Origin of the sequence: Shewanella morhuae (assembly GCF_003028295.1) — a bacterium.
Taxonomy (GTDB): Bacteria; Pseudomonadota; Gammaproteobacteria; order Enterobacterales; family Shewanellaceae; genus Shewanella; species Shewanella morhuae.
On the sequence record NZ_PYSG01000002.1, the window covers coordinates 1,094,399 to 1,114,741 of the forward strand.

Below are 20,343 nucleotides of genomic sequence, written 5' to 3' on the forward strand. Positions count from 1 at the left end.
TTAATTAAGTAACTTATTAAGTAACTATGATGGCTATGAATACAGAAACCTTATCCTTGATAAAACAAAGCATTAAAACAATTCCTAATTATCCTAAGGAAGGGATTTTATTTCGAGATGTCACCAGTTTGCTTGAAACCCCAGCAGCCTATAAAGCGACCATCGACTTGCTGGCTGAACATTATCGCGGCCAAGGTTTTACCAAAATTGTTGGTACAGAAGCTCGTGGTTTCTTATTTGGCGCGCCGCTAGCATTAGAACTGGCTGTGGGTTTTGTGCCTGTGCGTAAGCCTGGCAAACTACCACGCGCAACTATTAGCCAAAGCTATGAGTTGGAATATGGTCATGATTGCCTAGAAATTCATACAGATGCGATTAATGCCAATGATAAAGTGCTGGTGGTTGACGATTTACTTGCGACTGGCGGTACTATCGAGGCGACAGTGAAACTCATTCGCCAATTGGGCGGCGAAGTAAAACATGCCGCTTTTGTGATCTCGTTACCCGATTTAGGCGGTGAAGCACGTTTAACCGCATTAGGGCTTGAGTTGGTTAAACTTTGCGAGTTTGAAGGCGAATAAATCTGCAGCTAAAGGCGCCTTAGGATAGTTTGATAGCATGTAAAATCATGACATGTTATCTTTCAACGTTCTTGGGGCGCATGCTCCCGCTTTTGTATCACATACTCTGGGGAGTCCCATGTCATATCAGGTGTTAGCCAGAAAATGGCGCCCTGCCACATTTGATCAAATGGTTGGCCAAAGCCATGTTTTACAAGCTTTAACCAATGCATTAAGCCAGCAGCGCTTACATCATGCTTACCTGTTTACGGGAACGCGTGGGGTCGGTAAAACCAGCTTAGCGCGACTCTTTGCCAAAGGCTTAAATTGCGAACAAGGCGTGACAGCGACTCCCTGTGGCGTTTGCGGCAGCTGCGTGGAAATCGCCCAAGGCCGTTTTGTTGATTTGATTGAAGTTGATGCCGCGTCTCGCACTAAGGTCGATGATACCCGTGAGCTGCTAGACAATGTGCAGTATCGTCCGACTCGTGGCCGTTTTAAGGTTTATCTTATCGACGAAGTGCACATGCTGTCACGCAGCAGCTTTAATGCACTGCTTAAAACCTTAGAAGAACCTCCTGAACACGTTAAATTTCTTTTGGCGACCACCGATCCGCAAAAACTGCCCGTAACTGTGTTATCTCGTTGTTTGCAATTTAATTTAAAAAGCCTGACTCAAACCGAGATTGCTACTCAGCTCAACCATATCTTGACCCAAGAGCAGTTTCCCTTTGAGTTTGAAGCATTAACTTTACTCGCTAAAGCCGCCAATGGCAGTATGCGTGATGCCCTGAGCCTGACTGATCAAGCTATCGCCTTTGGTGGCGGTAATGTGATGCTCACTCAAGTGCAAACAATGCTGGGCAGTATTGATGAACAACATGTGGTTGCCTTACTTAAAGCTTTAACCTATGCAGATATTGGCGCGTTAATGCATACCTGTGCCCAAGTGCTTGCGTACGGCGCCGATGCCCAAGAAGTATTGCGTAGTTTACTTGAGCTATTACATCAAATCACCTTGACTCAGTTTGCCCCTGCTTGCGCGCAGCAATCCTTGTACAGCACGCAAATTAGTGCTTTTTCTGAGCAGCTGACGCCAGAGCAAGTACAGCTTTATTATCAAATTTTATTAACGGGTCGTAAAGATTTGCCCCATGCCCCTGATCCTAAATCAGGGCTTGAGATGGCGCTATTACGTGCTGTTGCTTTTGTACCAGAAAAACCGGTAAAACGTTGGCAGCCTGATATTGTTGCAGAGGTCATTTTACCCGAAGGGAATACATCAAATACGCCGCAAACGGTAGCGCAAGAGCAACCAACGGCTGAAAAAAAAACAGCGTTAATTGAGCAAGCCGCAGCGAGCCTTCAGGCTGAAACTTCGCTTGAAATCGCTTCAGCTGAAAGTCCCCTCGCTGTAACACCTAAGGGCGCTTATGCGGTAAGAAGTGCTCAGGAAATGGTAATCGATGATGCCAATGACGAGTTGGAGTCAGCAGAGATTGAGGCGGATGCGGCATTAATAGCCGAGCAGGCAGTTATTTTAAGTCAGGCTCAAAGCCAGGGCTTTAATGTTGACGGCGCTAATATAAAGGCAGAGCCTCACGCATTATCGTCAGCGACAAGCGCTTCTGCACCAGCCCACGAACTTTCTGTTTCAACCACAATCTCTGCCGCTGGTATTGAGGATAATGGTACTGAGCATTCATCTTCACTAATAATGGATTATGCTCAAGAATCGGCGCCGCTCGATTCTTATCAAGATGCTTATGCTGGATTCTCATCCGGCTCATATAATGACGATGACTTTAATCACAGCTTTGAGCCTCAAGCTGAGCATGATGAGGTTCAACACGCAGAGAGTGTTCAAAACACGGCTTATATCCAAACCGCGGTAGGCGTACAAGGTTCGGTTGACCATCAGTTAGCAGCAGTAGCTCAAGAATCTACTTTGACAGAAATACCAGCCAGCGTACCATTAGCGGATGATGATATTCTCTCGGCAGTATTAGCGGCTCGGGATTCACTGTTATCGGATCTTGATGCGTTAAGTGCTAAGGACAGTGATGAAAAAAAGTCGCCACTGGACTCAAAACTAAAGGCACCAAACAGTAAGACGACGATGACTTTGCCTAAACTTGGGGCTAGTCGTGCGAGTACAACGTTATCTGTTACTCCGGCAATTGATTTGGAAACTGCTTTAACACCTGATTTAGCTCTTGGTTTAAATGCCGGTGTGGACCTTGCTCACTCCCTTGATTTTGATGATGAGTTTGACTTAGATCTTAAACCTATCGCTGAGCATCAAGCTGCACCTTCGATGGCAAGCTCATCTGGATTAGTCGCTGCAGAACCAGTCAAAGCTACCGCAGGCTATGATCGTCCACCTTGGGAAGCCGCGCCAGAAACTGATAATCCAACGACTCAAGTTGATAGCATTCATGTTGACAGTGCTGACACGAAGACTGTTGATATTAACAGTGTCGATATTAATAGCGCTGCTATGAATAGTGTTCAGACTGATTGTGCTCAAACGTCTTTAGATACGACTCATTTAATCAATGATGCATCAAATAATGTGCGAGATGTCAGTGCAGGGCAGCATATTGAACAGCCGCTGGAAACGACTCCAACGTCAGCAATGCTTCAAACCCAAATAAAGCATCAAGGTGAATCGCAATCTCCAGTCCCAGCGGTAACACCGATGAGCACGGCTACTCTTGCTCATACTTCGCATGCAGTGGAAGGTGCGCTCAATACGACTTCGCCGATAAGTGGTCATCCATTAGATTTACATTGGTACAAGCTAATGGCGAGTCTAGATATCGGCGGGCGAGTGCGGCAACTTGCAGTTAATTCTGTTTACCAAGTACAGAGCGATCCTTTACTACTACTGCTTAAACCGAACCAGAAGCATCTTGCTGCCGATGGTGCCATCGTGCAGCTTGAGCAGGCATTAAGTGCCGTGCTCGGGAACCCAAGACGGGTGCAAGTGGTCATAGGAATCGATGCGCAGCGGGAAACGCCCTTGGAGTTACGTAAGCGTTTCCATCAAGAGTTGCTGCAACAGACGCATCAATCATTGCTCCATGATGACAATGTGCAATGGTTAATTCAACGTATGGGCGCCGAACTTGATGCTGATAGTTTGGTGTATCCGCCAGAGTTGTTGAATTTACGCAGTCAACAAATACAAGCACTACCTGAGTTAAATGAAGTCGCGAGTTAACGGTTATCGACTAGGCCTATAACGCGATAACTTGTAACGCAGTGGTTTAAATTTGAGCTAAACCAGCAAGTTTGTAGTCAGGCTGCTGAGAAACTCAGCACCGAGATCATAAGTTTATTAACAAGGTAACGGCATTGATTGCCAATCCCATTTATTTAAGTAAGATTAGCCGCGTTAATGCTTGCGACTAACCCTAATAGAAGAGAAAAGACTATGTTTGGAAAAGGCGGTATGGGTAATCTGATGAAACAGGCCCAGATGATGCAAGAAAAAATGGCCAAAGTGCAGGAAGAAATTGCTCGTATGGAAATGGTGGGTGAATCAGGTGCGGGTTTGGTTAAAGTGACCATGACTGGCGCACATAACGTGCGTAAAGTTGAAATTGACCCAAGCCTAATGGAAGACGACAAAGAAATGCTGGAAGATTTGATTGCCGCGGCTTGCAATGATGCTGCCCGTCGAATCGAAGAAAACCAAAAAACTAAAATGGCCGAAGTTACTGGCGGTATGCAATTACCACCAGGCATGAAAATGCCATTTTAATTGAGATAGCCGATGAAATTTAGTCCACTGTTAGATGAGTTAATTCAGTCGCTGCGTTGTTTACCTGGGGTTGGGCCTAAATCGGCGCAACGTATGGCGTTTCAATTGCTCGAGCGTGACCGAAAAGCAGGGCTTAAATTAGCCAGTGCACTGTCCAGCGCAATGAGTGACGTTGGCCATTGTCAGTCTTGCCGAACCTACACTGAAGAAACCCTCTGTCCAATTTGTGCTAGCCATAAACGCGGAATATCCGCCACTATTTGTGTGGTAGAAACACCAGCCGACGTGTTAGCTATTGAGGCGGGTGGACATTTCACCGGTCGCTACTTTGTGCTTTTAGGTCATTTATCACCCCTCGATGGTGTAGGGCCAGAAGAGTTAGGTCTAGCTTTGCTGGAGCGCCATTTGGCCTCGGGCGATGTGGCTGAACTGATTTTGGCGACCAATCCGACAGTAGAAGGTGAGGCAACAGCGCATTTTATTGCTGATATGGCCAGACGCCACAAGGTTATAATTAGTCGCATTGCTCACGGCGTCCCTGTGGGGGGTGAGCTTGAATATGTGGATAGCACTACCTTAGCACTGTCATTTAATGGACGACTGCCGCTCTAACCATTAAATAATATAGTCACTTGATATCGTTAAAGTAAAATGATTAAAGCGGCTAATTCAATGGTAGTGATAATGTTGATCGTCTAAGCCCGCCAAGAGCTGATCTTGAGCGGGTTTTTATTTGCCTGATATTTCAACATAAACGTAGCGATATTGGTCGAAAGGTTTGGCTCTCAATTTAATTTAATGCTGTTGCCTACAATTGGTTTCATAGTCAGTTTGATATCCAAAAAAACACCTCTACTTCAATAGGCGGCTGCTCTGTTTGCAGATATTAGCTGGTGGAAGGTGAGCGCAATGGGGCTTGGATTGAAGCGTTATGTATATTGCTAATCGCGGCATCACGGAGCCAAATAATAAAGCGTTGAGCCCGATGATCTAGCATATTGCGCTAATCTGCATTCCCTGCGGATTTTAGGTGCAAAAAAACCAGCTTATGCTGGTTGATTGACTCTTCTATAAAGAGAATTGGTTGTGCGGGTTGCGCTAGTCTGTATTTTCTGCGGGTTTGAGGTACAAAAAAACCAGCTTATGCTGGTTGATTGACTCTTCTATAAAGAGAATTGGTTGTGCGGGAGCCGGATTTGAACCGACGACCTTCGCCAGTTGTTTATAAAGCGTTGAGCCAGATGAGCTAACATATTGCGCTAGTCTGTATTTTCTGCGGGTTTGAGGTACAAAAAAACCAGCTTATGCTGGTTGATTGACTCTTCTATAAAGAGAATTGGTTGCGGGAGCCGGATTTGAACCGACGACCTTCGCCAGTTGTTTATAAAGCGTTGAGCCAGATGAGCTAACATATTGCGCTAGTCTGTATTTTCTGCGGGTTTGAGGTACAAAAAAACCAGCTTATGCTGGTTGATTGACTCTTCTATAAAGAGAATTGGTTGCGGGAGCCGGATTTGAACCGACGACCTTCGGGTTATGAGCCCGACGAGCTACCATACTGCTCCATCCCGCGTCCGATTGTTGCTGTTGATTACTGTTTTAATTCTGTCATCTAAGAATTGGTTGCGGGAGCCGGATTTGAACCGACGACCTTCGGGTTATGAGCCCGACGAGCTACCATACTGCTCCATCCCGCGTCCGATTGTTGCTGTTGATTACTGTTTTAATTCTGTCATCTAAGAATTGGTTGCGGGAGCCGGATTTGAACCGACGACCTTCGGGTTATGAGCCCGACGAGCTACCATACTGCTCCATCCCGCGTCCGATTATTGCTGTTGATTACTGTTTTAATTCTGTCATCTAAGAATAGGTAACGGAAGCTGGATTTAAACCTGCTACCTTCGCCTGTTGTTTATAAAGAGTTGAGCCCGATAAGCTATTTCTCATTATAAACACATATAGAAAGTGGTTGCGGGAGCCGGATTTGAACCGACGACCTTCGGGTTATGAGCCCGACGAGCTACCATACTGCTCCATCCCGCGTCCGATATCTATCTGTATTACTTTACTATTTGCTTTGAAATGGTTGCGGGAGCAGGATTTGAACCTACGACCTTCGGGTTATGAGCCCGACGAGCTACCATGCTGCTCCATCCCGCGTCCGTCTTCAAAGCGGGGCAGACTATAACGGCAGAGCGTTGGCAATGCAAGGACGAAGATTGAAAAAGGTGGTGAACGCTTAAATATAAAGCGAGGTGGGGGGCTTTTATACGATTTGAATATAAGTTGGCGATTTTTCATCGATGATCTTGGGTCAAGACCGTGACTAAATGGGGCATTGCTTAATAACTGTTTATCTTTTATGTATCCGAGCAGGTATAATGTCGCTTTGATTTTGACTGCGTACTGATATCCCATGCTTAATTTTTTTGCTGCCGCCCCTAAGGGCTTTGAATATAGCTTAGCCCAAGAGCTGATAGAATTTGGTGCGACTGAAGTAAAAGAGAGTGTTGCAGGTGTATATTTCACCGCACCTTTAGCTTTAGCGTATCGTATTACTTTATGGACACGCTTAGCCAGCCGTATTGTGCTGGTTATCTATAAAGGTAGCTGCGAGTCGGCAGAGCAACTCTATAACGCAGCCTATTGTGTCGACTGGCCTGCACATTTTTCGAATAAATGCACTTTTAGTATCGATTTTCATGGTACGGGTGGCTTTATCAATAATACCCAGTTTGGTGCTTTAAAGATTAAGGATGCGGTGGTTGACCGTTTTCGTGACGATGATATCGAACGTCCAAACGTGTCACGCGTTGACGCTGACTTTAAGATTGATGCGCATTTCCGTAATGGCGTGATCACCATCGCGATAAACTTTTCAGGTCCATCGTTACATCAACGTGGTTATCGTTCAACTACGGGTGAGGCGCCCTTAAAGGAAAATTTAGCTGCCAATATGCTAGTGCGCAGTGGCTGGCAAGCAGCGCCTTCGACGTTGCTCGATCCTTTTTGTGGTAGCGGTACTGTGCTAATTGAAGCGGCGTTAATGGCAGCGGATATTGCCCCCGGTTTACAGCGCAGTCGTTTTGGTTTTGAGCACTGGCGTCGCCATGATAAAGCCGTGTGGCAAAACGTGGTTGAAGAAGCCAAAGCACGTGCTTCAGTAGGCCTTGAACGTTGTGGCATTAAATTTTATGGATCAGATGTTGATGCGCATTTAATTGGCGTTGCCAAACGTAACGCTGAAAATGCTGGCGTACTGCAATTAATTGATTTTAAAGTCGCCGATGCGTTGACGATAGAGCCTCCTGCCGCAACGGGATACTTGATCACTAACCCACCTTATGGTGAGCGTTTAGGTAATGTGTCTGAGTTATTGCAATTGTACTATCAGCTCGGTGACAAGTTTAAAAAAGAGTTTGGCGGCTGGAAAGTGGCCATGCTATGTAGCGATATTGAACTGATTTCATCACTCAAGCTTAAAGCTGATAAACAGATGAAGATGTTCAACGGCGCATTAGAATGCGTATTTAACATTTATACCTTGCATGCCAACAGTACGCGTCGCGACACACCTGTGCTACCCGATGGCGTAGACATTGCCGATATCGCCCCTGCGTTTGCTAACCGCATTAAAAAGAATGCCAAGCTACTAGAAAAATGGGCTCAAAAAGAAGGTATCGATAGCTATCGTATTTATGATGCTGATATTCCTGAATATAATGTCGCGGTAGATAAATATCTAGATTACGTGATTATTCAAGAATATATGGCGCCAGCGACCATACCTGAAGCTGTAACTAAACGTCGCTTAAGCGATGTATTACTGGCACTGCCGTCGGCGATTGGCATCAACCCGAACAAGATGATCATGAAGACTCGTGAGCGTCAAAAGGGTGCAAGTCAGTATCAAAAGTTGGATGAGCGTAAATTAGAGCTCATTACCACTGAATATGGCGCTAAGTTCAAATTGAACTTAACGGGTTATTTGGATACAGGTTTGTTCCTCGATCACCGCTTAACACGTCGTTTAGTGGGACAAAAATCTAAGGGGCGCCGCGTACTTAATTTGTTTTCTTATACCGGTTCTGCTTCTGTGCATGCGGCGCTTGGCGGTGCTAAATCAGTAACAACCGTCGATATGTCAAATACTTATATCGCATGGGCAAAGGACAACTTTGCACTCAATGGTTTGCAAGGCAAACAATATGAGTTTGTGCAATCTGATTGCATGCAGTGGATTAGAGATTGTCGTGAGCAATACGATCTGATTTTTATCGATCCACCGACGTTTTCTAACTCTAAAAGGATGGAAGACTCCTTTGATGTACAGCGCGATCATGTGAATTTGCTGGCATCTTTAGTCAAACTGCTTAGTCCAACAGGTGAGTTAGTGTTCTCTAACAATAAACGCAAGTTTAAGATGGACATAGAGACACTGACAAAGATGAATATCAAGGTGACTAACATTGATGACATCACGTTACCGATGGATTACAAACGCAACCCGCATATCCATAACACCTGGTTGCTAACCCATGCCTGAGTTGACTCAAACAGAGTTAGATAACAGGCCTTATCTGCTATATCACACCGACGGTTGCCATCTGTGTGAACTGGCCGCGGCGTTACTGGACGCGGCCGACATTAACTATCATGCCATCGATATATGTGATGATGCATACCTCGCGCAGCGTTATGGCGTATCGATTCCTGTGCTAAAAGCCTGGAACGATAACGAGTTACAGTGGCCATTTAACGCAACGCAATTACAAGAGTTTACAGGAGCTTAGTTTGAGTCTGGTTCGTATCAATAGTGGCTCTTTAGCCTATGGTTATACTCCGTTATTACAAAAAGCGGATTTTACTATTCAACGCGGTGAGCGCGTGTGTATTGTTGGCCGTAATGGTGCTGGCAAGTCGAGTTTATTAAAGGTGTTGTCTGGTGATGTGTTACTGGATGAAGGCGAATTTAACATCGCTGGTAATGTTACTGTTAGCCGCCTACAGCAAGATCCCCCAAAAGCCGAGCAAGGTACTGTATACGCTTATATTGCTGCGGGCTTAAAAGAAGTCGGACAGGCGCTTGAGCGTTATCATCAATTGTCTCATGATGTTGCCCATGCTTCGCCTGAGCAAATGGATCGTATGCTTAATGAGATGCAAGGCCTGCAAGAGACATTAGATCACTACAACGGTTGGCAGTTAGATTCACGTATTCAACAAAATTGTGAGTTATTAAGTCTAGATCCCGACAAATTATTAAGTGAGTTATCGGGTGGTTGGCAACGTAAGGTGGCCTTAGCAAGAGCATTGGTCAGTGAGCCTGATTTACTGTTACTCGATGAGCCGACTAACCATTTAGACATAGATACCATTGAGTGGCTTGAAAAGTTTTTACTTGATTATCAAGGTGCTATTGTGTTTATCAGCCATGATAGGGGCTTTATTGCCCGTATGGCGACACGTATTGTCGATTTAGACCGTGGCGTTGTGACGTCATGGCCGGGCAACTATCAAGCGTATCTTGATGGTAAGCAAGAATGGCTACGTGTCGAAGCTGAAAAAAATGCTTTGTTTGACAAACGCCTAGCCGATGAAGAAGTATGGATCCGTCAAGGTGTTAAAGCACGCCGTACCCGTAACGAAGGTCGGGTACGCGCGCTTAAAGCGTTACGTGATGAGCGTAGTGAGCGTTTGAATCGCCAAGGTAACGCTAAAATGGCGGTGTCGGATACTGAGCGTTCAGGTAAGTTAGTATTTGATGTTAAAGATCTAAACTTCAATTTACCGGACAAAAACCTAGTTAAGAATTTCAATACCACAGTGATCCGTGGTGACCGTATTGCGCTGATTGGTCCGAACGGTTGTGGTAAATCGACGTTGATTAAACTATTAATCGAGAAGTTACAGCCACAATCTGGCGAGATTAAAGTTGGAACTAAGTTAGATATCGCTTATTTCGACCAATATCGTGAGGCATTAGATCCTGAGCAAACCGTTGAAGAAAACGTTGGTGAAGGTAAAAAGACCATCACGATTAATGGTCAAGACCGTCATATCTTAAGTTATTTACAGGACTTTTTGTTCTCACCAATGCGTGCTAGAACTCCGGTAAAAGCACTGTCGGGTGGCGAGAAAAACCGCCTGTTGTTGGCTAAATTATTAATTCGTCCAGCAAACTTAATCATACTCGACGAACCAACTAACGATCTTGATATCGAGACCCTAGAATTATTAGAATCATTGCTGACTGAGTACCAAGGCACGCTTTTACTCGTGAGCCACGATAGGGCATTTATCGATAACACCGTCACCAGTAGTTGGTGGTATGCCGGTAATGGCGCTTGGAGCGAGTATGTGGGTGGCTACCAAGATGCGGTGAACCAAGGGGCAAAATTTTATTCTGAGGAACCTAGTGCACAAAAGGCGGTCGAAGCTCCTACGGTTGAAACAAAACCAGTAGAAGTTAAGCTTACTCAGTCTGCTCCAGCAGTAAAAAAATTGTCATATAAGTTACAACGTGAGTTAGAGTCATTACCCAGTATGATGGAGCAGCTAGAAGCAGATATTCTCGCGCTGCAAACCACAATTGGTCATGCAAACTTCTATAGCCAGACACAGGATAAAGTGAATCAAGTGCTGAGCCAGTTAGCTGATAAAGAAAAGCAATTGGAAGTTTGCTTCGAGCGATGGGAAGAGCTTGAGTCATTGAAGTAAACCAATAATAAAAATGGGAATAGAATTAATGAAGTCAAAGTTGGATAAAGCCCTTTCCTTGGTAGCCTTAGGTGTCCTTGGTGTATTGAATAGTGCCCATGCTGCACCAGTGTATGAAATTGTTAACCTAGATAACTATGATTTACTCGGCACTCTTGAAGGCACGCGTAATGGTTATGCTTTAGGCGTCAATGCCAATGACGAATTAGTCGGTATTTCTAAGGGTAAGAAAAAGCTCAGCACTTCTGATGTAGAAGATGGTATCATTGATATTGAAGATGGCATCGCTCCCGAAGAAACCATCACCTATTCAATTACCGAGGCAATAGTTGCGAATAACTTTGTCTTTACTGCCGCGCAAAATGGAGCAGCAGGAGCTTGGTTACCGACTTTTGATAGTATTAATGGCGCTACACCGCCAAGTGATACCGCAGTCATTAACTCGGTTGATACATTTTACTATGGTATCAATGATGCCGGCGTCAAAGTCGGTAATATGACTGCGCCTGAAAAGAAAGTCGAAAATACTGCGACAACGAATGTGGCTGATGATTACTGGTATTACCGTGACTATGAATTTCGCGGTATTGCCAAACTAGGTGACACTGAAATTCCATTAATCCCTCCTTATACGCAATTTGTTAAGGATGATAAAACGGTTGAGCTTGGCGGTTGGTCAGCAGCATCTGCGGTAAATAACAATAATTTAGTTGCGGGTTATGCGAGTACTGCTATCAGCAAGTACGGCAGCGATCGTGTGAGTTATTGTTTAGGGACAGATAATACCTTGCCGTTGGATGTTTGTGTGCAACGTGAGCAATATCCTAATGCTTCAGGGACACGTAATATTCAATATCAAACCCGTGCTTATGTATGGCAAATTGATAATAATATCGCGACAGGAACTGAATTACCTTTAGGATTAACACCTGACAAAGATAATACGTTTACCTTTACCGCTCAAGCCGTTGGGTTAAATAATGCCGGTGTCGCCGTTGGGCGCTCGCACATTTACCGTTATGGTGATACAAAAAATTTACGCCAAGATGCAGCTTATTGGGCTAAAGACGCCAATGGTGAATATCAATATCACTGGATCCCAGTGCGCGATAATGAAGTATTAAGTTCTACAGCTTATGCTATTAATGATAACGGTCTCGTGGTGGGAAGCTATCGTAGTTACCTACAAGGTTATGCACGGGATAAGTTCTTCTATTATGACTCAACTCAAGCAGATGCTGTCATAGTAACGCCAAACGACTTTGCGGCAAAAACCAGTGATCTTTCAAGTAAAGCAAAGAGTATCAATAATAAAGGCCAAGTGGTTGGTTATATTGAAACCACGTACGACAAAGAAAAACCGCGTCCAAAAGCGGGCTTTTTGTATGATAAGCCAACAGATGAGTTCAGTAACCTTAATACATTACTGACCTGTGAATCTAAGGGTTACGAGAAAAATAGTGATGGAAATTGGACTCGTCATCAGGTAGAAATACAGGACGGTTCGGGGAAGCAGCTGCAATATAATGCCGATATCGTCGTTGTTGAAGGTGCTAGCATCAACGAAGAAGGAACGATTGTCGGTACGGCTTTTATTCGTAAACCTGCTTATCAATTTGATAAAGATGGTAAAGTGATTATTGGTGATAATGGCTTGCCGTTGTTTGAGTTAAATGGAAATGGCGATCCGGTAACAGCCTATATCCCACGTATGGTTGTACTTAAACCTGCAACAAGTGGCGAGGCTTGCACAGTGAAAGAAAATACCGACACGGGGAATTATGAGCGTAAAGGCGCTGCAACTTTAGCATGGTTGTTGGCATTACCTTTAGTATGGTTCCGTCGCCGAACTCGTTAACTTTTAAGTTTCAATTCAGACTAAAAAAATCGAGGCAAAATGCCTCGATTTTTTTTCACTAAGATCTCAGTAGCTTAATAAATAGTCAGCACGATAGCCTATTTTTTGATTGATCTTAACGTCAAAAAGCACTATTCCTATGGGTGAAGCTTTTGCTTCTATTTTATGTAGAACAGAGGACGCTTGCATGAAAAGACAAAAACGAGATCGTTTAGACAGAGCTTTTTCAAAAGGATTCCAAGCTGGTGTGGGTGGGCGCTCTAAGGAGCTCTGTCCTTATGCAAATCTTGATTCGCGATCGCAGTGGTTAGGTGGTTGGCGTGAAGGTGTGGATGGCCGAGTTAATGGGCTATTTAATAAATAAGTGAGCCAAATCTCATTAATTAAATAGTCCAGAACACGCAAAGTAATGCAGCATATTGCCCTCAGTTGAGGGCAATTTCATTTGTATTAAAGCTGATACAGTAGACAAAAGATTAAAACGTAGAAGTGTCGCTAAATACACCAACTTTAAGATCTGTAGCGCTATAAATCTGGCGTCCATCGACTTCGAGAACCGCGTCAGCTATACCCATAACCAACTTACGGTGAATAGTGCGCTTGATATTGAGCTTATAAGTTACTTTTTTTGCACCAGGCAATACTTGTCCAGTAAACTTCACTTCACCTACGCCGAGCGCACGACCTTTACCTTCAGCTCCTTCCCAGCCTAAATAGAAACCAACTAACTGCCACATAGCATCTAGACCTAAACAACCTGGCATAACGGGATCGGTAATAAAGTGGCAGTCAAAAAACCATAAGTCTGGATTAATATCGAGTTCAGCGACAATTTCACCTTTGCCAAATTCACCGCCATTATCATTGATGGTGACGATTCTATCTATCATCAGCATATTATCGACAGGAAGACGGGGTGAGTTTGGACCAAATAATTTCCCATGGCCGCAGGCGATGAGTTCTTCTTTATTGAAACTGTTTGCTTTATTCATTATTTTACTACTCCAGCAATAAGAGGGGCCAAGATTAGCGAACACGTGTAAGCTAAACAACTCCGATCAGCTAATTAGCGGCGAAAAAATCCTAATTTTGCGAGTAATCTCGTGATTAAGCCGATTTCCTCTTCACCATTCCCTGCAAGTTTATCTAATCGTTCTTGCACTAGGCCATATAATGAATCGTGTGGAAAATCATTATCTTCATCGGCGACACCCGCAGGCATTTGCATTAAAAGTTCAACCGCCTGATCCATATGTTCAATAGCATAGATATGAAATAAGCCTTTACCTACAGCAGTAATCACTTTGGGATGAAGATTAAGCTGTAATGTGTTCGATTTTGGCATAATTACACCTTGCTCGCCCGTCAAACCGCGTCTTTCGCACAGATTAAAGAAACCTTCAATTTTCTCGTTGATACCACCAATCGCTTGTACATTACCAAACTGATCCAATGCGCCGGTAATCGCCAGTGACTGAATAATCGGTTGTTCGGCAATGGCAGACATTAAACAGCAGTATTCAGCGAGTGATGCGCTATCACCATCAATTTCTTGATAGGACTGCTCAAAAACGATATTTGCATTTAGGTGTAATGGTGCGTCTCGTCCAAAAATACGGTACAAACAGGCTGAGAGGATCATCATTCCTTTGGCATGTATATTACCGCCAAGTTCAGATTTTCTTTCAATATCGGCCACTTCGCCATCGCCATAGTGGACTGAAGCGGTGATACGCGCTGGTTCACCATAACTGTAATCGATAGCATCGATCACGGTCAGGCCATTAATTTGGCCCACCATAGCCCCTGACGTTGGCAGATTGATGAAGTTGTCATCGAAGCTTTGGCCCGAATATTCTTCAGAACTATTATGGCGATAGTTGGCTTGGATTAACGCGTGTTCAATACTGTTGGCATCGATACTTGTTTTGCCGCTATATGCCTTAGCCTGCGCCATCAGTTGAGCAAACTCGAGCATAGACAAACTGAGACGACGCTGGTGCTCGGTTAATCGTGTACTGTAACTGAATAGTGGCGCTAAACTCGATTGTTCTAAAGTAACATCAATACTTTGGGCAACAGCTTGTAGCCATGCAACGTATTGTGATTCCTTGTACCGGATCAAATCTATTTCACTGGCGAGTTCCGCTAACAGCGTAAAATGACGTTGAAATTGCCAATCTTCCGTTCTTACTTGACTATAAATCATCCCTGCGCCCACTAAGACAATTTTACAATTTAGTGGAATAGGGCTTAAGGTATTGCTGATTTGGTATTGTTTATGCGTGAGAATTTGCATCACTAAATCCCACAAACTTTCACGTTTCCACAGCGATTCGGCACAAATAAACACATAATGACACTGTGCCAGAGCGCCTGCTTGATATTGACTCGTGGTCCCTGTTTGTTGCATTCGGCCTATGAGATCAACGCGACGAATATTACCGCTTAGATAACGATAGTTAATCGTTTTTTCGGTAATTACTTTTTCATTATCTAGCGGTTTATCTAATTGCCATTGAAATTTTACCGAGTTATCAATCTGGCTGTGTGCCACTAGATACGTTGCAGGCAAGGCTGTCAGACTATTAACGCAGGCTTGGATCATTAACTGGCGGTCAATGCCGGGATAATCGGCCAAGTAAAGCTGCTGGTCAATAATGGCATGGTGCAGTTTAAACGCATCCACAGCGCGTTCTTGGCCTAAGAGTAATGCGCTTAGATTGGCAGCCGTTTCAGAAAGAGGTGGCAGGCTAAATTCAGGTGCGAGTGAAGACGTGGGTATCAAGAGTGAATTCATATAAGCATTTACCATGAAAAGTTAGTCTGATTTTACCATACCCAAACGACAAGTCTCTCACTGTATAGATATTTTTGTGCCTGTTTTGTCGATTATTCACCAAAGTTAGTGAATAATTTGCCGTAAAAAACATCGAGCTGAGCATAAGATGAGCATTTGATTCAATAATTTTAAATTGAGGTTTACAATACTCTCCGATACTTATATTATTTCGCTCGTTCGGAGGGGTGGCAGAGTGGTTTAATGCACCGGTCTTGAAAACCGGCGTGGGTTTATAGCCCACCTAGGGTTCAAATCCCTACTCCTCCGCCATATTAAATACGAAAGAAGCCGTTGATTATCAACGGCTTCTTTTGTTTGTGGCGTTTGAGAGACTCTCCATAAGGATTGACTCAGACAATGTATCTTTATCGCGCCCCCAACAACGTGTACTTCACACGTATCTGTTTAGCCAAATCCTTACGTGACAAGGGCTTTCCCTTTGACGTTAAAGTCTCATTATTAACTCGTGACCGCTCTGAAGCGGTTATTCGTAACATTGATGTCGCTGGAACCCTCAAAAAACTGATTAAATCGATTGATGAGCACACACGCATTAATGATTTTATTCGTTACGTTGATGAGGTGATTAATCAGCTACGCACGCAATTCGCGCAAATAGACCGTCCTAGCTCGTTAATTCCTCAACGGCAGAGCAAATTAACGCCTGCGCGCGAGGTTGAGGTTATTCCGCTCAAACCTCAAATCTGCTTCAACGAGGCACTCACGCAGTTTGTCGCGTCAAAACACAAGGCGGGCATTCGTTTATTGTCGGTAAAGCAACTGACCCAACGCATTGAACACTTCATCACATTTACTTCCGCTACTCAGGTCACCCACATCACCAGTGCCGATGCGATGCAGTATCGTGATACGTTATTAACGCAAGGTCGCAGCTATAAAAGTAATAAAGAGTACTTAGCCGCCACATTTCAATTCTTCAAGTGGTGCAAATTAATGAACTATTGCACTCAAAACCCATTTGAAAGTGTGACGATAGGGCAAAAGCCGAAAGCAAAGGCGAGCGATGCAAGGGACAGATGGTCAACGCTGGAGCTTAAGCGCTTATTTGATAGTGCAGAGTACCGCGCCAGTGACGACGACTTTAAGTGTGTGACGGTGCTGATGCTCTATAGTGGCTTAAGACCGTCAGAAGCGTGCCAGTTGCGTATTAGCGACATTAAATCGGTAAATGACTCAACGTATATTGCAATCAGTGAAGGGGGTCAAGGTCAGCGCCTTAAAAACATCAATGCGGTGAGGGAAGTGCCGATACACGCCAATTTATTGAAACGCGGCTTTATGGCCTTTGTTGCTAGCAGGGCACACACAAATGGTCAGCTGTTTGGTTATAAGCAAGTCGGGCAGACGGAAGACTGGTCATATCAATACTGTAAACAGCTTTCAACGTTACAAACAAAGATAGGCATGAAACCTAATGCACGCCCTACAGCCTACTCATTCAGGCACACCTTTATCGACAGCATGAAGCAATTAGATATTAGCGAGCATATCGTGGCGCAGCTTGTTGGCCACGCGAATCCAAACATCACCTACAGCCGTTATGGTAAAGACATTAATGTGTGTTCTGGGCTAATTATTTATTTTTCACTTAGTTTCTGTAAAATCTGACATTGAGAAACGGTATCAAATTGGCAAGAATGAGCCAGTTTGTTGAGCGTTTTTTCTAGTTGCTGCAGTTCTTTAATTCTATCGCGTACTTTTTCAAGTTGCTTGAGGATAATGTCATCCACTTCTAGGCAGGATGATTGCTGATCTATTTGCACATCGACGAGGATCATCAGCTCTTTTATTGGAATTTGTAATTCACGACAACGCCGAATAAAAATCAATCTTTCAATATCTACCTCACTGTATTCTCGGTAGCCATTGGCATTGCGGCTCGTTGGTGGTAATAATCCCACTTCTTCATAGTAGCGAATGGTTTTGCTATTAATGCTCGATCGTTTAGCTGCATCATTGATCTTCATTTCAGATTGACCTTCTTGTTACTGGAAGGATTAAACTAGCACAAATAACATAAAATGGCTCGCACATCTGTATTTTTTAGCTATTAATCATGGTGTTAATGATTATAATTGTTACCACTCTGGCTATTAATCTATACAGAATGTGATGGTTATTCTGCCCATAGCGATTGATATTGCTATTAGGCGATAAGTTTATGAGGTCAATCCGCGTTGAATAAGCCTGCAGCGGCAGGTTAAGCGGGTATCAACTTAAGGTTATAAATACATGCTAAACAGTCATCATCCATCGCAGCGGCATAGACGCTATTTGTATAACGTATTATTTATGCTGACGTTTTCCACAATTGGTGACGTTTATGCCAAAGCACCTGAAAACCTCACGTTAGAAAGTGCTGCCCAGCTAACATTAAGTCGTCATCCTCAGTTACAAGTGTTCCAATGGCGCAGCCAAGCATTAGCGGGGCAACGCATAAGTGCCGACCAATCTGCTTCGTATGAGGTGGGTCTAGAAGCGGAAAACGTATTAGGAACTGGTGAATATTCAGGTATTGATGCCGTGGAGCTCACATTAGCCTTGTCGTCATTTATTGAACTGGGCGATAAGCGATTAGCGCGCACCACAGTGGTTGATACTAGCTTTGCCTATGTTGAAGCGCAGAAAAAAGCGGCAGCATTAGATTTATTAGGTGAAGTGACGCAAACATTTATCACGACCCTTTCTTTACAAGAAAAACAACAACTTGCTGAAAATGCCATTACGTTGGCACAAGCCACATATCAGCAGGTTAATCAGCGGGTCCGCCAAGGTGCAGCGTCTCAAGCGGATGCACTGCGGGCAAAAGCGGCACTGGCTAATGCACGTTTAAATGCAGCGGAATTAGCATCGAACTACAATAGCAGCAAAGTGATTTTAGCGAGTTATTGGGGCGTAAATCAGCCAACCTTCAATTCATTAAGTGGCGATCTATTTGCCTTTAACGCGGTTGAGCCCTTTGACACACTGTATCAACGCATTGAAACAACCCCAGCTATTGAAGTGTATACAAATGAGCAGCGCGTTCGAGAAGCACAGTGGCAGCTGGCTCGTAGCCAGTCCAGCAGTGATATTCGTTGGCAGATAGGCGTTAAACGCTTTGAAGTTTCTGGCGATAACGCACTAACATTAGGCTTTTCGATGCCGTTGTTTGCTGAGCAACGTAATAGTGGCAATGTACAAGCAGCAAATGCGGCCATTAATCAGGCTGGCGCGCAAAAAGATGCAGCCTTACTGGCTTTACGAGTACGGTTGTTTAAAGCCTATTCAACGCGGCAGCAGCAATTTGAGGCGGTAGCACATCTACGGGAAGAGATAATCCCCATTTTGTCTGAATCGCTTATCCACACGCAAAAAGCCTATGAAAAAGGCGCATATCGTTATGCCGATTGGGTCTCAGCTCAGCAAGAGCTCCTCGATGCCCGTTTAGCGTTAATTGAAGCCGCAACGTCCGTGTTATTAAACCAAGCCTTGATTGAACAACTTACTGCGCAAGCATTACAGCAGCGTTAATCCAATGCTTTGCCATTAATGGAATAAAAATGGAAATCTCATCAATATGAAACAGTTACTTTTTCCTCTATGCCTTTTCTTTGCCTTTTCGAATCAAGCATGGTCATCGGACGATCACGGTCATGAGCCATCCCCAAAACATACTGAGCACAATGAGCAAGCTACCCATGTTGAACATGATAAGCATGACGAACATGAAAAACACGATGCGCACGGCGATGATGACAAACATGCTGAACACGATGAGCATGAAACTAATCATGTGACTATTGCGGCAGAAATAGCCCAAAAAGTCGGTATTAAAACTACGCAAGCGGTAGCAGGCACCATAGCCAAAACCGTTAGCGCCTATGGAAGATTGACACTGGCAGCAGATTATATCGCCAATATCACTGCGCGTTTTCCTGGCGTGGTGACCAACCTTTACGTCAATATTGGCGATAAGGTTGAAAAGGGCCAGCGCTTAGCGCAGGTCGAGTCCAATGACAGCCTACAAACTTACACCCTATCAGCGCCCATTAGCGGTGTGGTACAAGGTCGATATGTCAATGTGGGTGAAACCACTCGTAATGCTCCTTTATTGCTGATCACTAATACCACTATGCTTTGGGCTGAAGTCCAGATATTCCCCTCTGCTCGCGCCCAAGTAAAGGTGGGACAAGCGGTTACATTGAAAGCCAACGACATCTTATATCAAGGCACAATTGCACATTTACTCCCCGCAGCTAATGGTGAAGCGGTGGTGGTGGCTCGGGTGCGAGTTGATAATGTGACAGATAAGTTTGCCCCTAACGACATGCTGGCAGCCCATATTGAAATTGCCCATCTTGATGTGCCTTTAGTTGTAGCAAATCAAGCGCTACACGGTATGCGTAATCAAGACGTTGTTTTTGTAAAAGAAGGCGATCGTTACGAGCTAAGACCCGTTACCTTAGGTTATCGCGATGATAGCCACACTCAAGTACTGTCAGGTCTTGAAGTGGGTGAACAATATGTGGTTGAAAACAGCTATTTGATTAAAGCCGATATTGAAAAATCTGGCGCAGCGCACGAGCACTAA

General features: G+C 44.2%; 15 protein-coding genes and 6 tRNA genes. 13 read left to right on the forward strand and 8 right to left on the reverse strand.

The window, feature by feature from the left end; translation table 11 throughout:
- The first annotated feature begins 29 nt into the window (after positions 1-29).
- From apt to recR, 4 genes are all read left to right on the forward strand, one after another.
- Positions 30-581, forward strand: coding sequence for an adenine phosphoribosyltransferase (apt, locus tag C9I43_RS05335; protein WP_107882557.1), 552 nt, complete (start codon positions 30-32; stop codon positions 579-581).
- A 118-nt stretch (positions 582-699) separates the two neighbouring features.
- Entirely contained in the window at positions 700-3,786 is a 3,087-nt protein-coding gene (gene dnaX, locus C9I43_RS05340; protein ID WP_107882559.1) for a DNA polymerase III subunit gamma/tau, read from the forward strand.
- 213 nt (positions 3,787-3,999) lie between these two features.
- Complete coding sequence (locus C9I43_RS05345; RefSeq protein ID WP_076498473.1) at positions 4,000-4,329, forward strand: YbaB/EbfC family nucleoid-associated protein; 330 nt, start codon at positions 4,000-4,002, stop codon at positions 4,327-4,329.
- A 12-nt stretch (positions 4,330-4,341) separates the two neighbouring features.
- Positions 4,342-4,941 (forward strand): recombination mediator RecR, encoded by a 600-nt coding sequence (gene recR / locus C9I43_RS05350; RefSeq protein ID WP_107882561.1) that lies wholly within the window; start codon positions 4,342-4,344, stop codon positions 4,939-4,941.
- An 884-nt stretch (positions 4,942-5,825) separates the two neighbouring features.
- On the opposite strand, the gene C9I43_RS05355 is transcribed toward recR, so the two are convergent.
- The 5 genes from C9I43_RS05355 to C9I43_RS05375 all read right to left on the reverse strand — a co-directional run bounded on the left by C9I43_RS05355 (position 5,826) and on the right by C9I43_RS05375 (position 6,489).
- Positions 5,826-5,902, reverse strand: a tRNA-Met gene (locus tag C9I43_RS05355).
- Positions 5,903-5,949: 47 nt separating this feature from the next.
- Positions 5,950-6,026 (reverse strand) — tRNA-Met (locus C9I43_RS05360).
- 47 nt (positions 6,027-6,073) lie between these two features.
- Positions 6,074-6,150 (reverse strand) — tRNA-Met (locus C9I43_RS05365).
- A 145-nt stretch (positions 6,151-6,295) separates the two neighbouring features.
- A tRNA-Met gene (locus C9I43_RS05370) sits at positions 6,296-6,372 on the reverse strand.
- 40 nt (positions 6,373-6,412) lie between these two features.
- Positions 6,413-6,489: transfer RNA gene (locus C9I43_RS05375), tRNA-Met, on the reverse strand.
- A gap of 256 nt (positions 6,490-6,745) precedes the next feature.
- Between C9I43_RS05375 and rlmKL the strand changes: the two genes are divergently transcribed.
- From rlmKL to rmf, 5 genes are all read left to right on the forward strand, one after another.
- Positions 6,746-8,875: a bifunctional 23S rRNA (guanine(2069)-N(7))-methyltransferase RlmK/23S rRNA (guanine(2445)-N(2))-methyltransferase RlmL gene (gene rlmKL / locus C9I43_RS05380; RefSeq protein WP_107882563.1), complete on the forward strand. Its 2,130-nt coding sequence runs from the start codon at positions 6,746-6,748 to the stop codon at positions 8,873-8,875.
- Complete coding sequence (locus C9I43_RS05385) at positions 8,868-9,122, forward strand: glutaredoxin family protein (protein ID WP_107882564.1); 255 nt, start codon at positions 8,868-8,870, stop codon at positions 9,120-9,122. Before rlmKL ends, C9I43_RS05385 begins: the two co-directional genes overlap by 8 nt.
- Before the next feature lies 1 nt (position 9,123).
- A complete protein-coding gene (locus C9I43_RS05390) occupies positions 9,124-11,049 on the forward strand; it encodes an ABC transporter ATP-binding protein (protein ID WP_107882566.1) in 1,926 nt (641 codons plus the stop codon).
- Positions 11,050-11,077: 28 nt separating this feature from the next.
- Complete coding sequence (locus C9I43_RS05395) at positions 11,078-12,907, forward strand: DUF3466 family protein (protein ID WP_076502274.1); 1,830 nt, start codon at positions 11,078-11,080, stop codon at positions 12,905-12,907.
- 187 nt (positions 12,908-13,094) lie between these two features.
- Entirely contained in the window at positions 13,095-13,271 is a 177-nt protein-coding gene (gene rmf, locus C9I43_RS05400; protein ID WP_006082074.1) for a ribosome modulation factor, read from the forward strand.
- A gap of 112 nt (positions 13,272-13,383) precedes the next feature.
- Here the strand turns inward: rmf and fabA are convergent, their stop codons facing one another.
- Together fabA and C9I43_RS05410 are read right to left on the reverse strand one after the other, a co-directional pair.
- Complete coding sequence (fabA, locus tag C9I43_RS05405; protein WP_076502275.1) at positions 13,384-13,899, reverse strand: bifunctional 3-hydroxydecanoyl-ACP dehydratase/trans-2-decenoyl-ACP isomerase; 516 nt, start codon at positions 13,897-13,899, stop codon at positions 13,384-13,386.
- Positions 13,900-13,973: 74 nt separating this feature from the next.
- Positions 13,974-15,707: an AAA family ATPase gene (locus tag C9I43_RS05410; protein WP_076502277.1), complete on the reverse strand. Its 1,734-nt coding sequence runs from the start codon at positions 15,705-15,707 to the stop codon at positions 13,974-13,976.
- A gap of 221 nt (positions 15,708-15,928) precedes the next feature.
- Between C9I43_RS05410 and C9I43_RS05415 the strand changes: the two genes are divergently transcribed.
- Together C9I43_RS05415 and C9I43_RS05420 are read left to right on the forward strand one after the other, a co-directional pair.
- Positions 15,929-16,019: transfer RNA gene (locus tag C9I43_RS05415), tRNA-Ser, on the forward strand.
- 87 nt (positions 16,020-16,106) lie between these two features.
- The gene (locus C9I43_RS05420) at positions 16,107-17,378 is read left to right on the forward strand and encodes a tyrosine-type recombinase/integrase (RefSeq protein ID WP_107882568.1); all 1,272 of its coding nucleotides are present in this window, start codon (positions 16,107-16,109) and stop codon (positions 17,376-17,378) included.
- Here C9I43_RS05420 and C9I43_RS05425 read toward each other — a convergent pair.
- Positions 17,348-17,737 carry a MerR family transcriptional regulator gene (locus C9I43_RS05425; protein ID WP_076501777.1) on the reverse strand — a complete coding sequence of 130 codons (390 nt, stop codon included), beginning with the start codon at positions 17,735-17,737 and terminating at the stop codon, positions 17,348-17,350. The two genes, C9I43_RS05420 and C9I43_RS05425, sit on opposite strands and share 31 nt — an antisense overlap.
- Before the next feature lie 265 nt (positions 17,738-18,002).
- Between C9I43_RS05425 and C9I43_RS05430 the strand changes: the two genes are divergently transcribed.
- Both C9I43_RS05430 and C9I43_RS05435 read left to right on the forward strand, forming a co-directional pair.
- Positions 18,003-19,283: a TolC family protein gene (locus C9I43_RS05430; RefSeq protein WP_107882570.1), complete on the forward strand. Its 1,281-nt coding sequence runs from the start codon at positions 18,003-18,005 to the stop codon at positions 19,281-19,283.
- 46 nt (positions 19,284-19,329) lie between these two features.
- Positions 19,330-20,343, forward strand: coding sequence for an efflux RND transporter periplasmic adaptor subunit (locus C9I43_RS05435; RefSeq protein ID WP_107882572.1), 1,014 nt, complete (start codon positions 19,330-19,332; stop codon positions 20,341-20,343).

Excerpts from the sequence above, each read along its gene's own strand:
- apt (WP_107882557.1), top strand. The coding sequence starts at position 30 with ATGGCTATGAATACAGAAACCTTATCCTTGATAAAACAAAGCATTAAA.
- dnaX (WP_107882559.1), top strand. The coding sequence starts at position 700 with ATGTCATATCAGGTGTTAGCCAGAAAATGGCGCCCTGCCACATTTGAT.
- C9I43_RS05345 (WP_076498473.1), top strand. The coding sequence starts at position 4,000 with ATGTTTGGAAAAGGCGGTATGGGTAATCTGATGAAACAGGCCCAGATG.
- recR (WP_107882561.1), top strand. The coding sequence starts at position 4,342 with ATGAAATTTAGTCCACTGTTAGATGAGTTAATTCAGTCGCTGCGTTGT.
- rlmKL (WP_107882563.1), top strand. The coding sequence starts at position 6,746 with ATGCTTAATTTTTTTGCTGCCGCCCCTAAGGGCTTTGAATATAGCTTA.
- C9I43_RS05385 (WP_107882564.1), top strand. The coding sequence starts at position 8,868 with ATGCCTGAGTTGACTCAAACAGAGTTAGATAACAGGCCTTATCTGCTA.
- C9I43_RS05395 (WP_076502274.1), top strand. The coding sequence starts at position 11,078 with ATGAAGTCAAAGTTGGATAAAGCCCTTTCCTTGGTAGCCTTAGGTGTC.
- rmf (WP_006082074.1), top strand. The coding sequence starts at position 13,095 with ATGAAAAGACAAAAACGAGATCGTTTAGACAGAGCTTTTTCAAAAGGA.
- fabA (WP_076502275.1), bottom strand. The coding sequence starts at position 13,899 with ATGAATAAAGCAAACAGTTTCAATAAAGAAGAACTCATCGCCTGCGGC.
- C9I43_RS05410 (WP_076502277.1), bottom strand. The coding sequence starts at position 15,707 with ATGAATTCACTCTTGATACCCACGTCTTCACTCGCACCTGAATTTAGC.
- C9I43_RS05420 (WP_107882568.1), top strand. The coding sequence starts at position 16,107 with ATGTATCTTTATCGCGCCCCCAACAACGTGTACTTCACACGTATCTGT.
- C9I43_RS05425 (WP_076501777.1), bottom strand. The coding sequence starts at position 17,737 with ATGAAGATCAATGATGCAGCTAAACGATCGAGCATTAATAGCAAAACC.
- C9I43_RS05430 (WP_107882570.1), top strand. The coding sequence starts at position 18,003 with ATGCTAAACAGTCATCATCCATCGCAGCGGCATAGACGCTATTTGTAT.
- C9I43_RS05435 (WP_107882572.1), top strand. The coding sequence starts at position 19,330 with ATGAAACAGTTACTTTTTCCTCTATGCCTTTTCTTTGCCTTTTCGAAT.